The organism is Cytobacillus sp. FSL W8-0315, assembly GCF_038002905.1.
GTDB lineage: Bacteria > Bacillota > Bacilli > Bacillales > Cytobacillaceae > Cytobacillus > Cytobacillus pseudoceanisediminis.
Window position 1 is genome coordinate 4297903 of record NZ_JBBOOC010000001.1, and the last position, 13793, is coordinate 4311695.

The 13793-nt window shown below is 40.4% G+C and carries 11 protein-coding genes; 3 read left to right on the forward strand and 8 right to left on the reverse strand.

Features of this window, described 5'->3' with window-relative positions; genetic code table 11:
• Positions 1-18: 18 nt before the first annotated feature.
• Positions 19-795, reverse strand: a complete 777-nt coding sequence (locus MKY20_RS22055) for a Cof-type HAD-IIB family hydrolase (RefSeq protein WP_009330985.1) — start codon at positions 793-795, stop codon at positions 19-21.
• A gap of 614 nt (positions 796-1409) precedes the next feature.
• Between MKY20_RS22055 and MKY20_RS22060 the strand changes: the two genes are divergently transcribed.
• Complete coding sequence (locus MKY20_RS22060; RefSeq protein ID WP_009330986.1) at positions 1410-1622, forward strand: DNA-dependent RNA polymerase subunit epsilon; 213 nt, start codon at positions 1410-1412, stop codon at positions 1620-1622.
• Between the two features lie 3 nt (positions 1623-1625).
• Positions 1626-3293 (forward strand): ribonuclease J1, encoded by a 1668-nt coding sequence (rnjA, locus tag MKY20_RS22065; protein WP_009330987.1) that lies wholly within the window; start codon positions 1626-1628, stop codon positions 3291-3293.
• Between the two features lie 91 nt (positions 3294-3384).
• Here the strand turns inward: rnjA and MKY20_RS22070 are convergent, their stop codons facing one another.
• The 3 genes from MKY20_RS22070 to MKY20_RS22080 all read right to left on the reverse strand — a co-directional run bounded on the left by MKY20_RS22070 (position 3385) and on the right by MKY20_RS22080 (position 7767).
• Positions 3385-4044, reverse strand: a complete 660-nt coding sequence (locus MKY20_RS22070) for a potassium channel family protein (protein WP_009330988.1) — start codon at positions 4042-4044, stop codon at positions 3385-3387.
• Between the two features lie 133 nt (positions 4045-4177).
• Positions 4178-6001, reverse strand: coding sequence for an ABC transporter ATP-binding protein (locus tag MKY20_RS22075; RefSeq protein ID WP_341003005.1), 1824 nt, complete (start codon positions 5999-6001; stop codon positions 4178-4180).
• An 11-nt stretch (positions 6002-6012) separates the two neighbouring features.
• Positions 6013-7767 carry an ABC transporter ATP-binding protein gene (locus tag MKY20_RS22080; RefSeq protein ID WP_019381670.1) on the reverse strand — a complete coding sequence of 585 codons (1755 nt, stop codon included), beginning with the start codon at positions 7765-7767 and terminating at the stop codon, positions 6013-6015.
• A gap of 337 nt (positions 7768-8104) precedes the next feature.
• On the opposite strand from MKY20_RS22080, the gene MKY20_RS22085 reads away from it, so the two are divergent.
• Positions 8105-8965 (forward strand): mechanosensitive ion channel family protein, encoded by an 861-nt coding sequence (locus MKY20_RS22085; RefSeq protein WP_019381669.1) that lies wholly within the window; start codon positions 8105-8107, stop codon positions 8963-8965.
• 108 nt (positions 8966-9073) lie between these two features.
• On the opposite strand, the gene MKY20_RS22090 is transcribed toward MKY20_RS22085, so the two are convergent.
• From MKY20_RS22090 to MKY20_RS22105, 4 genes are all read right to left on the reverse strand, one after another.
• Positions 9074-10198: an N-acetyldiaminopimelate deacetylase gene (locus tag MKY20_RS22090; protein WP_009330992.1), complete on the reverse strand. Its 1125-nt coding sequence runs from the start codon at positions 10196-10198 to the stop codon at positions 9074-9076.
• 120 nt (positions 10199-10318) lie between these two features.
• Complete coding sequence (dapD, locus tag MKY20_RS22095; protein WP_009330993.1) at positions 10319-11029, reverse strand: 2,3,4,5-tetrahydropyridine-2,6-dicarboxylate N-acetyltransferase; 711 nt, start codon at positions 11027-11029, stop codon at positions 10319-10321.
• Between the two features lie 92 nt (positions 11030-11121).
• On the reverse strand, positions 11122-12018 hold the full coding sequence (locus tag MKY20_RS22100) for a LysR family transcriptional regulator (protein WP_019381667.1): 897 nt from the start codon (positions 12016-12018) through the stop codon (positions 11122-11124).
• 151 nt (positions 12019-12169) lie between these two features.
• The gene (locus MKY20_RS22105) at positions 12170-13669 is read right to left on the reverse strand and encodes an MDR family MFS transporter (RefSeq protein ID WP_341003409.1); all 1500 of its coding nucleotides are present in this window, start codon (positions 13667-13669) and stop codon (positions 12170-12172) included.
• Between the last annotated feature and the right edge of the window lie 124 nt (positions 13670-13793).

Genomic DNA, 13793 nt, shown 5'->3' on the forward strand with positions numbered 1-13793 from the left:
GATGCTTTCCTTCATTTCCTATATTAATTGATGTTCCTTTAGCCCCTTCCAAATTCCTTCATCGTCAACACCGGAGGTTACATGGTCTGCAGCCTTCTTAACCACATCTTCTGCGTTGCCCATTGCTATTCCGGTTCCTACAGCGTTTAGCATCTCTATATCATTTAGTCCATCTCCAAACGCGTATACATCCTTCAAATCAAACCCAAGCCTTTTAATCATTTGTTTTATTCCCTCAGCTTTAGAACCGCCTGCAGGCAAAACATCAACAGAGTATGGATGCCATCTGATAAAGCCAAAATCAGGATATATAGAAGAAGAAATATACTTTTCCTCATCTTTTTCCTCGCAGAACAGGAGCGATTGATACAATTCCCTTCCGCTGTAAAACTCACGATCTTCCTCAGGATGCGGAAACTTTAAGCTGCCCATGCTTTTTTCAATAAATGCATGGTGGTGTACTGTGGATTTCATCGTTTTCTCATTCATAAACACCAATGGATGCCCATTTGACTGTGCATGAAGATATAGCTTTTCAATCTCAGATGATTTAAGAGGATTACGATAAATGGGTTCGTTTTCGAATACTACATATTGGCCATTAAAGCTGACAAATGAATCAATATCAAGTTCTCTGCGAAGACTTTCAAACATGAAAGGCGCCCTGCCAGTGGCAATTGCCACGAAAGTTCCGTTCTTTTTCAGCTTGCCGATTGCCTCTCTCGTACTGTCCGGCAAGTTTTTATCGTGATCCAATAAGGTCCCATCTATATCAAAGAAAACAATCTTTTTCATTTTAAAATTAACTTCCTTTCAAGCGTTTTTTTACTGGCTGCTATGACATGATTTATCGTAATAAAACACTAAACCCATAAAGTTAAAAAGTCAATTTCCATGCTATTAACAGACAACATTTCCATTTTTACCCATGAGAGATTTAACTATTTTACCATATAATATAATTAAGAAAAGCAGATGCGCCTGCCCCGCCCCTTGACAACTCAAGGCGGTAGGCTCCCTGCGCTAGACAGTTATTAAAAGAGACCTCATTATTTACAAAAATCTGTTTAAAACGTCCTTGCTGCCTTTACTTTGGACAAGGATCGTTTAAAATAGAAAGTAAGGAGTTGATCCACTATGTTAAAGAAGCTGAGAAAGAAGCTTTTAAAACAGTGGAATGAAATGCTTCGAAAAAAATCAATTGCCTGACAAATTTGAGCCCTTCAAACTTGCGAAGGGCTCCTTCCTTATTGTAAATTGGTTATCAGTATACTTTTTTACATAGATTCGGGAGCATATTAGCACTGAGAAGAATTTATTATTCATATCCGGCAGGAAAAAACATGTAATACATGTTATTATTTTATATATTAGATAAAAGTTTTTTATCGGATTAAGGAGAGATAGAAATGATTTTCAAGGTATATTATCAGGATTCTAAGACAGAGGTACCGGTTAGAGAAAAAACAAAAACCATTTTTGTGGAAGGCGATTCTGAGAGAGACGTTCGCTTAAAGCTGGCTGACCGCAACTATAATATTGAATTTGTAACATCTGTCCAAGGAGAATTCCTGGAATACGAAAGACAAAATGAAGACTTTAAAGTATTGGAGATTGAGTAATTTATGAAATTTGTTAAAAATGATCAAACAGCCGTTTTTGCCCTGGGCGGACTGGGTGAAATCGGAAAAAATACTTACGCTGTCCAATTCCAGGATGAAATTATCCTGATTGATGCTGGAATTAAATTCCCTGAGGACGAGCTACTTGGAATCGATTATGTTATTCCTGATTACACTTACTTAGTGAAAAATGAAGATAAGATTAAGGGATTATTTATCACTCATGGGCACGAAGACCATATCGGTGGAATTCCATATCTCCTAAGAGAAGTTAACATCCCTGTCTACGGCGGAAAGCTGGCCCTTGGCCTACTAAGAAACAAACTTGAAGAACACGGACTCTTGAGACAAACCACTCTTCATGAAATCAAGGAAGACGATATCATTAAATTCCGGAAAACTTCTGTGACTTTTTTCCGGACGACTCACAGTATCCCTGATTCATATGGCATCGTTGTTAAAACGCCGCCTGGACAAGTTGTTCACACTGGGGACTTCAAATTCGACTTCACTCCTGTGGGAGAGCCGGCCAACTTGACAAAAATGGCTGAAATCGGAAAGGAAGGCGTCCTTTGTCTGCTTTCTGACAGCACAAACAGTGAAATACCTGAATTCACCATGTCTGAACGCCGAGTTGGCGACAGCATACATGACATCTTCCGCAAAGTTGAAGGACGGATTATCTTTGCCACTTTCGCTTCTAATATTCACCGTCTTCAGCAGGTGACTGAAGCGGCCGTCACGAATGGCCGAAAGATTGCTGTTTTTGGAAGAAGCATGGAAGCAGCTATAAATATCGGACAGGAATTGGGTTATATTCAGGCACCAAAAGACACCTTTATTGATGCCCATCAAATTAATAGACTTCCAGCCAACCAGGTGACAATCCTATGTACAGGAAGCCAGGGAGAGCCAATGGCAGCCCTATCAAGAATTGCTAACGGAACGCATCGCCAGATCCAAATCATTCCTGGCGACACTGTTGTATTCTCTTCCTCACCCATTCCCGGGAACACAATTAGTGTCAGTAGAACTATTGACAGACTTTCCCGTGCAGGTGCAGAAGTCATTTATGGCAAATTAAGCGATATTCATACATCCGGTCATGGCGGCCAGGAAGAACAAAAACTAATGCTTCGTTTAATTAAGCCAAAATTCTTCATGCCGATTCATGGTGAATACAGAATGCAGAAAATGCATGCCAAATTAGCTGTGGATTGTGGAGTAGATGAAGAAAACTGCTTCATCATGGATAATGGTGAAGTCCTGGCCCTGAGCGAAGATTCTGCTCAAGTAGCAGGTAAAATACCGTCTGGTTCTGTTTATATTGACGGAAGCGGAATTGGTGATATCGGAAATATCGTTTTACGGGACCGCCGCATTCTATCTGAAGAAGGTTTAGTGGTTGTCGTAGTGAGCATCAATATGAAGGATTTCAAAATTGCTGCTGGCCCTGACTTAATTTCCCGCGGATTCGTCTACATGAGGGAATCCGGAGATTTAATCAATGATGCACAGGCACTCATTACAAAACACTTAAGCAAAGTTATGGAACGCAGAACAACTCAATGGTCAGAAATCAAGAATGAAATCACTGACACACTTGCACCCTTCCTTTATGAAAAAACAAAGCGCCGTCCAATGATTTTACCGATTATCATGGAAGTTTAATAACCTTCATGGGCTCGTGTGGATCTATAATGTATTTAGTATAAGAAAAAAAGGCTGTATCTCTCTAGTAAGAGATACAGCCTTTTTCAAATTAAGACATCACTTTCTTTTCAAAACGGTTGATATCTACGTCTGCTCCAATAACTATAAGGATGTCGTCAAATTGTATTTTTTCATTCGCCTGCGGAGACACAATAATTTCATTTTTTCTTTTGATGGCAACAATGTTGATTCCGTACTTTGCACGGATATCAAGATCAATAATGCTATGGCCAGCAAGTTTTTCATTAGCAACAATTTCTACTATGCTATGCTCATCTGATAGTTCCAGATAATCCAGAACATTATTTGAAACGATACTATGGGCTATTCTTCTGCCCATATCCCGTTCAGGATGAACAACATGATCTGCCCCTATTTTCCTCAATACCTTTGCATGATAATCATTTTGAGCTTTAACCGTAATTTTTTTAACTCCTACCTCTTTTAAAATTAAAGTCGTCAGGATGGAGGCTTGAATATTATCGCCAATTGCTACGATAACATGGTCAAAATTGCGTATTCCCAAACTCTTGATAACGGATTCATCCGTGGTATCGCCAACCACTGCGTGTGAAGCGATTTTCGCGAATTCGTTCACCCGGTCTTCATTTACATCAATCGCCATTACTTCCATTCCTTCTTCAGCCAGAGCATGGCAGATGCTTCCTCCAAAACGTCCAAGTCCGATAACAGCAAATTCTTTCTTCATCCTATCTTCCCCCAGAATAGTTAGCAATATAGACAATAATACCATATTAGCATAAACAGAAGTATAGCTATTAGATATTCCTTCCTGATAAAATAAAACCTCCGCTCGGACGCTCGGAGGTTTTTTTGTTCATTCACATTGCATCAAGCATATTGAATTGTGCTTTTACCAAATGATAATATTCACCTTTTGCATTCATTAATTCTTCATGATTTCCTTTTTCTAAAATATTTCCATGATCAAGCACAAAGATTTGATCGGATTCACGGATTGTGGATAGCCTATGGGCAATAATAATTGCCGTTCTTCCCTTTAAGAGTGTTTTTAAAGCCTGCTGGATTTTGACCTCTGTCTCAGTGTCAATACTGGCAGTAGCTTCATCTAGTATAAGAATACGAGGGTCTGCAAGTAAAGCACGGGCAAAGGAGAGGAGTTGCCTCTCACCCACCGATAATATATTTCCTCTTTCCTCCACTTCAGTCTCGTATCCCTTTGAAAGTTTTGCAATAAACCCATGTGCACCAACGGCTTTGGCTGCTTCCACTACTTCTTCATCAGTTGCATCAGGTCTGCCAAAACGGATGTTATCATAGATTGTTCCGGAAAATATGAAAGTGTCCTGCAGCACCACACTGATTTGCTTGCGCAAACTTGATAAAGATACATCCTTCAGGTCATAGCCATCTATTTTTACAGAACCTCCCGAAGGATCATAAAAGCGGCTGATTAAATTTGCTATGGTCGTTTTACCTGATCCTGTATGCCCCACAAGCGCCGCGGTTTGCCCTGCTTTTATCTCAAGGCAAACCCCATTTAAGGCTGTTCTTTTTTCATCATAGGAAAATGTGACATTCTCAAATTCAATCTTCCCTTTTATCTCCTGTAAATGAAATGCATCGTTCCTTTCTGATACGATTGGTTTCTCATCAAGAAACTCAAAGATTCGTTCAGAGGAAGCCATTCCCATGAGAAGCTGGTTATAAACCATTCCAAGACGGGAAATAGGCTCCCAGAACATCCCTAAATAAAAGGCAAAAGAAACAAATACACCGATTGAGATTGACCCATCCTGAATCAGATGTGCCCCAAACCAAATCAGTACAGCGGTACCCAGGGCATTGGTCAATTCAACCAGCGGCCTGAACATTGCATTTTTCTGAGATGCATTTCTCCAGCTTTCAAAGTTCTCAGTATTCACACCATCAAAGAATGCCATATTCTCTTTTTCCTGTGTAAAAGACTGGGTAATCCTTATCCCCTGAATGCTTTCATTTAAGTGAGAATTCAATTTGGATTGTTTTAACCGGACCGTTTGCCACGATCTGCGGATATTTCTGCGCAAGCTGGTCGAGATAATAAACATGATGGGCAAAATGACCATGATTGCCAGAGTCAGTTCTGGGCTTAGTGTAAATAAAATAATAAAAATCCCTGCCAGCATAATCAGATCCATCAGCAGATTTATGACCCCATTGGTAAACAGCTCCTGAAGCGAATTTATGTCATTCATAATCCTTACCAGTATGGATCCTGCTGAACGCTGATCAAAAAAACGATGCGAAAGCGTCTGTACGTGTGTAAATAAATGTTTCCGAAGATCATAAATTACACTTTGGCCAAGCTTATTCATCCATTTTATCCTGTAATAGTTTGCAGCATATGAAATGGTATAGAGTACTGCAATCACTGAAACCAGAATGGCGAGCAGCCTGCCGTCCTTTTCAATCAAAGCTTTATCTAACGTATACACACCGATTAAGATGGGAATTATAAGCCTGACTGCTGTATTTATTAATACCATAATAATTGAGAGCGGAAGTAAATTTTTTCTGTATGGCTCCATATAACTGAATAAGCGCAGCATTTGCTTCCAGTTAAAAGGCTTCTCAATAATTTCGTCGGCTGAGTATTGAAATCTATTTAACACATTTTCATTTTTTGTTTTATTTTTTTTCAAGGAGGCACCTCCTAGCCTGCATTTGATTGGAGAACCTTATCGCGGTCCTGATATTGAATATCGTAAATCCGCTGATATGGGCCATTATTTTTAAGAAGCTTTTCATGTGTTCCCCGTTCTGCCACTCTCCCGTTCTCTAGTACAAGTATTTCATCTGCATGCTTCAGGGAAGAAATCCGGTGGGCAATGATAAAGGTAGTTCGATCAGCCATTACTTCTTTCAAGGCTTTTTGTATTCTGAATTCTGTTTCCATATCCACAGCACTTGTTGCATCATCCAATACTAAAATACTGGGATCTGCACAGATGGCCCTTGCTATCGCAATCCTTTGCTTCTGGCCGCCTGAAAGCCCCATGCCCCTTTCGCCAAGAACGGTATCGTATTGATCAGGAAGCTCCATGATAAATTCATGTGCCTGTGCACGTTTGGCAGCTTCAATGATTTCCTCCATAGTGGATTCAGGCTTTCCGAATGCAATATTTGCTTTAATCGAAGAAGAAAACAAAAAGGATTCCTGGAGAACAAAGCCGATATTTCTTCTCAGAGATTGAAGAGAGTATTCCTGCACATTTACACCATCTATAATCACATGACCTTCAACTGGCTCATAAAATCTTGTCATAAGCTGTGTTAAGCTCGTTTTTCCTGATCCTGTCGAGCCTATTAACCCAATTACCTTTCCTGGCTCAGCATGAAAAGAGATGTTGGATAAAGCGTCATTATCATCCTGGGTATATTTCAGCGTAACATTGCGAAATTCCACCTCACCCAGCAAACGTTCTGCTTTAACACATGATTCTATATCCTCAATTTCATTATCTGCCTCAAGGATCTCAATAAGCCGCTCTCCGGAAGCTTTGGACTGAGAAAAGAGATTAACGATGAATCCAAGGTTCATAATAGGCCACATAATATACCAGAGAAGGCTGTAAAAAGCGACAAGCTCCCCTGGCTTCAGACTGCCAGCCATAACAAGATAACCTCCGTAAGCCAGGAGCAATACAACACTTAAATTGCCCAGAAACTCCATTAAAGGAAAATACTTAGCCCAAATATCCGATGTAAAGAGATATTTATCTTTATAGTCACTGTTAGAGTCATTGAATTTATTTATCTCAAAATCTTCCCGTGATAATGACTTCACTGTATTAATTCCGCTTATATTCTCCTGAACTTTTGTATTCAGCCGTCCGAATGATTTGCGGATGCTCCGGAATGCCGGATGCACAGCTTTATCGAATTTAAAGGTGACTACCGCAAGAAAAGGCAGCGTAATAAGAGTGACAATCGCCAGTGGAATAGAATAATAAAACATGACCGAAACACTGATAAAGATCAGTAAAACAAAACGTATGAGTTCAGAAAATCCGAATGAAAGAAAAAAACGGAACCCCTCAACATCAGCAGTAAGCCGAGACATTAAATCGCCTGTTTTTGCATTGTCATAATATCGAAACGGCAAGAACTGCAGCTTTTCATAAAGTACATTTCTAAGTTTATAGACCGATGTGATCCCAAACAAATCACCAGTGTACTGATGGATATATGTCGCTGCCCCTTTTACACCCATTATGGCAATGAAGCCTAAAGCCAAATAAGGTATCCACCCATAATTTCCCCCAATGACAACCTCATCAATTGTCAGCTGAAGGATCATTGGATACACAACCGTAATCGCTGTCACAATAAACAGAAAGAATATGGACCAGAGAAAGTAATGTTTATATGGCCAGTAATATTGCTTTAACTTTTTAAATGTTTCCATCTGCATGCCCCCTTTAATTTGCGGAAAAATTAGAAAAGTTAGAACGTAATATTAAATATATCGAGTTTCGAAGTATTTTTCCACCCCTTTTTGTTTGATTTTTCCACTTTTTTTAAGCTTATCTTCTTAATGAGTCTATTCAAACTCCTAATCTTTATTAATACCCTTTGAAATCGCTAAAAGGCTTTCGATCTAAAATCCTGCATATCAGTAATTTAGTTTTTCACATCCAGCCAGTATATAGAGCTGCCCGAATGATAGAAAGGCTAACCGTTTGCATATAAAGTGCTGTTGCGATAAAATGATGACTTTAATCATACTGAAAGGAAGCGTTAGAATGGAGAATCTAAATTTATCGCAAATAAATTGGGAAGCCCTGCTGATTGATGCCGGACTTATTCTATTAAAGCTGGCAGCTATCTATTTTGCATTTTTAATCGTTAAGTCTGCGGGGAATAAAATAATACATAAAAGTTTTGAGGGAATCGGGAGGAAGGAAAGAATATCTCCGGGAAGATCGAAGACACTGCAAAGTCTTGCTAAAAACATTTTCTCTTACGTACTTATTTTTATTTTTGCTGTTACGATTCTTCAGATTTTCGGTATAAAAGCAACTGCCATTCTTGCCGGTGCCGGGGTAGTCGGATTGGCGGTCGGCTTTGGAGCTCAAGGCCTTGTCAGCGATGTAGTAACAGGATTTTTTATATTGCTGGAAAGGCAAATTGATGTCGGTGATTATGTTACTACCGGAAGCTACTCAGGAATAGTGGAGCAAATTGGATTAAAAACTACTCAAATCCGCGGTTTTGACGGTACATTGCATTATATCCCGAACCGGGAGATTACCAGTCTGAGCAATCATTCCCGCGGCAATATGCGCGCACTGGTTGATATAGGAATCTCCTATGATGACAATATTGATGAAGCTATCACAGTACTTCAGGAAACCTGCGACAAAATCGCCGAAGTAAACCAGGCGATTGTGGAAGGACCTAATGTCATTGGCGTACAAACATTAGGCTCATCGGATGTTGTATTAAGAATTATTGCAAAGACAGAAAACATGGAACAGTGGGCTGTCGAACGGCAGCTGAGAAAAGCACTGAAGGAAGCCCTGGAAGCTAACGGAATCGAAATTCCATTCCCTCATCAGGTGCTCATTCAAAAACACGCAGGATCAGAAAGTGCTGCCGGATAAAACCGTAAGCAAAAAGCTGATTTCGCAGAACCTAAAAAGGTGCTGCGAAATCAGCTTTTTTAACATTTCCACTTTATTTAGTAAATACTTATTGCAAAATGAGCTGACTTATCCTTTATACCTTAAATATGCTGCAATCAATTCAATCGCTTTTTCGATTGCCGCTTCATTTGGATTCAGCCTGGCATGATGAAGTCCGTATTCTGAATCGACCCCAAGCCAAAACATGAAGCCTGGAATTTCTTCAAGCATATATCCGAAGTCCTCACCTGTCATGGCTTCCCGGCATTCAACAACGTTTATGTCTGTGTTGGAACGCGCAAACTCCATGAATTCCTTCGTTAAGGCTGTCTCATTGTAAACCTGATGATACATGCTTCCATAGTCGATTGAAGCTTCACATTCATACCCAACTTCAATTCCTTTTACTAGCGCCTGAATCCTGCTTTTTACCTTTTTCATTGATTCAGGGGATAACGTTCGGATGGTACCTTCAAGCCTCGCTTTTTCAGCTATGATGTTTTGAACGGTGCCACCTGTAATTTTTCCGATTGTAACGACTGCACTGTCCAAAGGATCAATGTTCCTTGAAATGATGGACTGAAGCTGGCTGACCAAAGTACATGCTGCCACAACCATATCATTGGTATTATGCGGATATGCTGCATGTCCCCCTTTTCCTTTTAAATCAATGAAAAGTTCTGAGGTATTTGCAAACAGCAGCCCTTCTCTCAATGCGATTGTTCCGACGGGATATTCTGGAGCAATATGGAGAGCCAATATCATATCCGGCTTCCATTCTTTCATTATTTCAGATTTAAGCATGGGTTCTGCTCCGCCAGGCCCTTCTTCTGCTGGCTGAAATATAAACAGTAAATCATCGTTAATGCGTTCTTCTATAAATTTTGCTATTAGGCCAAGTGCAATCGACATATGAAAATCATGTCCGCAGGCATGCATTTGTTCACTATGCACGGATTTGAACGGCAGGCCTGTTTCCTCAATGATTGGGAGGCCGTCTATATCAGCACGATACCCAATCATCTTGGACGGATTCCTGCCGCTGATTTTCACAAGAATACCTGTTTTCCAAGTTTTAATTTCCATGCTGTCCTGAGGAAGAGAATACAGGTAATCTAATAGAAACTGCTGTGTTTTAAATTCACGGAACCCTAACTCCGGTATTTTGTGCAGCTCCCGCCGTAATGCAACGAATGGATTGTTTGTGTCCAAACTTTCTTCCCCCTTGTTAAAAATGCCCCTTATATTTCATTAACGCTATAGCAGTCTTGGGTAACCAAAAGGCTTTCACCTTTAGAAAAAGCGCGGATCGCAATCCACGCTTTCAAACTCTTATAATTGGCGAAGCTCCTGCTTAATTTCTGTTTTAGACTTAGTCTTTTCATCAATCTCTTTAATTACACGAGCTGGTGTTCCTGCCACCACAGTGTAAGGAGGCACATCATCAATGACAATCGCACCTGCCGCAACTACTGCACCCTTACCAACAGTTACACCTTCCAGAACCACTGCATTGGCTCCTATAACTACATCATCTTCTACAACAACAGGTTTTGCTGAAGGAGGCTCAATAACTCCAGCCAACACAGTTCCTGCTCCAATATGGCAATTCTTGCCGACTGTTGCTCTTCCGCCAAGGACAACATTCATGTCAATCATTGTACCTTCTCCGATCACTGAACCAATATTAATGGATGCCCCCATCATGATTACAGCGTTATCACCGATTTCAACCTGGTCGCGGATGATTGCCCCCGGCTCAATGCGGGCTTTAATATTTTTCATATCAAGCAGTGGAATCGCTGAGTTTCTGCGGTCATTCTCAATAACATAATCTTCAATTTGTGACTGATTTGCTTCAATTGCCTGGCTAATTTCAGACCATTCACCAAAAACCACACCGGTACTGCCATTTATAAAGGCCTTTGCTGAATCACCGAAGTCGATTCCTTCTAATTCACCTTTAATATAAACCTTTACAGGTGTTGATTTTGTGCTGTTCTGGATAAATGAAATAATCTCATTGGCATCCATCATTTTCATATTAAAAATCCTCCTCTATGTATAACATTGCAACTAGCATTACTTTAACAAACAAAAGCGCTGAAAACAAGAAAAATAAATGAAAATAGAAGTCATGGGTGATATCCTTTTCCTTCTTCTTCAATATGCTCCTTAATTAACTCAACAAATGCCTGAACTTGCTTGAGCTGAAAGGCGGATTCATATCCCAGCAGCCATGTATCACGCTTAATCGGCAAATTATTTTCATCCAGCAGCGGGATTTTAAAAATATTTTTCTCCGCACCATTCAGTGTAATGGCTGGAAGAATGGCATATCCTATTCCATTGAAAGTCATTTGCTTGCACGTCTCAATTTGATCAACTACTATTGTCCGTTTTGGAGACGTTTTGAACTGCCGCAGCCACCAGTCCTGAATTTCCTGATAATAGTTGGAATCACTCTTAAACTGAATGAAGGGCCTGTCTGTTTCAAGGACCTGCTCCGGCCTTGTAATCTCTGTATCCACTAGATAAAGACTGTCCTTAAATAAAGGGATTTTAATCCCCTTCCAGTCCGGAGTCCCTCTAATAATTCCAATGTGAACCTGATCATCATAGAGCGATTTTAATATTTCACTGCTCCAGCCGGTGATCAGTGAAATTTTTGCCTGGGGATAGCGGCTGACAAACTTCTTAAGAACTTGAGGCAGCCAATTCTGCCCTACGATTGAAGCAACTGCAATTTTTAAGGTGCCATGGACCTCTGAATTCAAGGCTGTAATTGACTCCCTGACCTTTTCTTCCTTCGCAAGAACTTCATTAATGAATTGTAATACGATTTCTCCAGCGGGCGTCAGTGACAAACCCTTTTGTGAGCGGAGGAATAGTTTGCTGCCCCATTCCTTTTCAATATTTACAAGACGCTGTGAAAGGGCTGGCTGCGAAACAAATAAACGTTCAGCCGCTTTTCTCATATTCATTTCCTGTGCCAGCACTGATAAAAGGTGAAATTCCGTAAGTGAAGACATAAACATCTTCCCCTCATAACTTTTTCTTATAGTATATCTTAATTGAATTAGAGTTTCATTATCATTAGAAAGGACATCAGCACCTTAAAAGCTTACAGTTCTTTAAGAATATAAAAATCTCTGCAAATTAAATGCAGAGATCTCTTGCCGTTTAATCGGCATCTTCCTTTTCATGCTTTGGCAGAGCAATTACCAGTAAGAAACTTATAACAGCAAATAATAGTACCGCATAATACACTGAATGAAGTGAAATGGTGAGACCATTTTGCAGGATGTCCTTCACTCCCGTATTCAGGCTGTTTCTCGCTTCTTCATTTAAAAGTACATTTGCTGAATCTAAAGATAGGCTGGAATCTATGCCTTCACCATTATTCTGTATATATGATTTTATCTGGCTGTTCAGAATCCCGCCCAGCAAGGCTGCTCCTATAGTGTTGCCAAGATTTCTCATAAACATATTGGCAGCAGTAGCTATTCCTCTTTGCTTCCATTCCACTGTACTCTGAATGGATACAATAAAAGCAGTGCTAGTTAATCCCATGCCGGCCCCGACCAGAAAGCTTCCAGCCGCCGCCCATACAGGTCCTGCTTCAGGAGTGAGTGTGACAAATAATATGCTCCCTGCAATTAAGAATACTCCCCCTATTACAGAGGTGCTTCTAAAACCAATTTTCAAAAGAAGCTTGCCTGCAGCTGCAGAAGCTATTGGCCAACCTATCGACATGGTCGTAAGTGTAAAACCTGCAACAATCGGCGACCTTTCCATCACACCCTGGACAAATGCCGGCAGAAAACTGGAAATCCCTATCAGCATCACACCAGTTGTCAGTGAAGCTAAATTAGCAATTAAAATCGGTTTTTCCTTCCAAATATTAAAAGGCATCATCGGCTCTGCAGCTTTTTGTTCCTGCAGGATAAATAAAATAAAGGAAATCACACTAACCGCTATAAGGCTGATTGCTTCGATGGAATTCCATGCCCAATTTGTTCCTCCCTCAACAAGCACAAACATCAGAGATGAGATGGAAACCGTTAATAGCACAGCCCCTGCATAATCGATCTGATGCTTTTTTCTTTCCACATTCTCATGAAGGAAGAGCCATAAGCCTGCTATAGCCATAATGCCAAGCGGAATGTTCACCCAAAAAACATATCGCCAGCTGACGAATTCAACTAGAAGCCCTCCTATTGCAGGACCCATTATGGCTGAAATACCCCATACGCTTGATAAATAACCCTGAACCTGTGCCCTTTCCTCTTTTGTATAGATATCCCCGACTATGGTGGTTGCTATCGGCATGACTGCTCCAGCTCCAACCCCCTGGATTAATCGGAAAATGATCAGTGCTGTCATCGATTCAGCAAAACCGCATAAAATGGAACCAATTAAAAATATGATAATCCCGAATGTCAAAACGGGCTTCCGCCCAAATAAGTCTGAGAGCTTGCCATAAATTAAAACAGTCACAGCATTCATTAACAGATAAGCTGAAAACACCCAGCTATATAAAGCAAATCCGCCTAAATCCCCTACAATGGCAGGCATTGCGGTTGAAACAATGGTTGCCTCTATAGCTCCCATAAACATGGCAAGCATAACTGAAGCAAGCACAAAAGGCTTTTTCGTAACTTTTCTCTTTCCTTCCGGCATTTTTTTATGTAAAGTCTGACTCAAGCATTTCCCCTCCAAAATGAATAAAAACATGAATAACGCCTGCAAGTAGCGGAAATAAATACACCGGTACTCTCATCATTGAAAATAAAGCAAGCTCCCA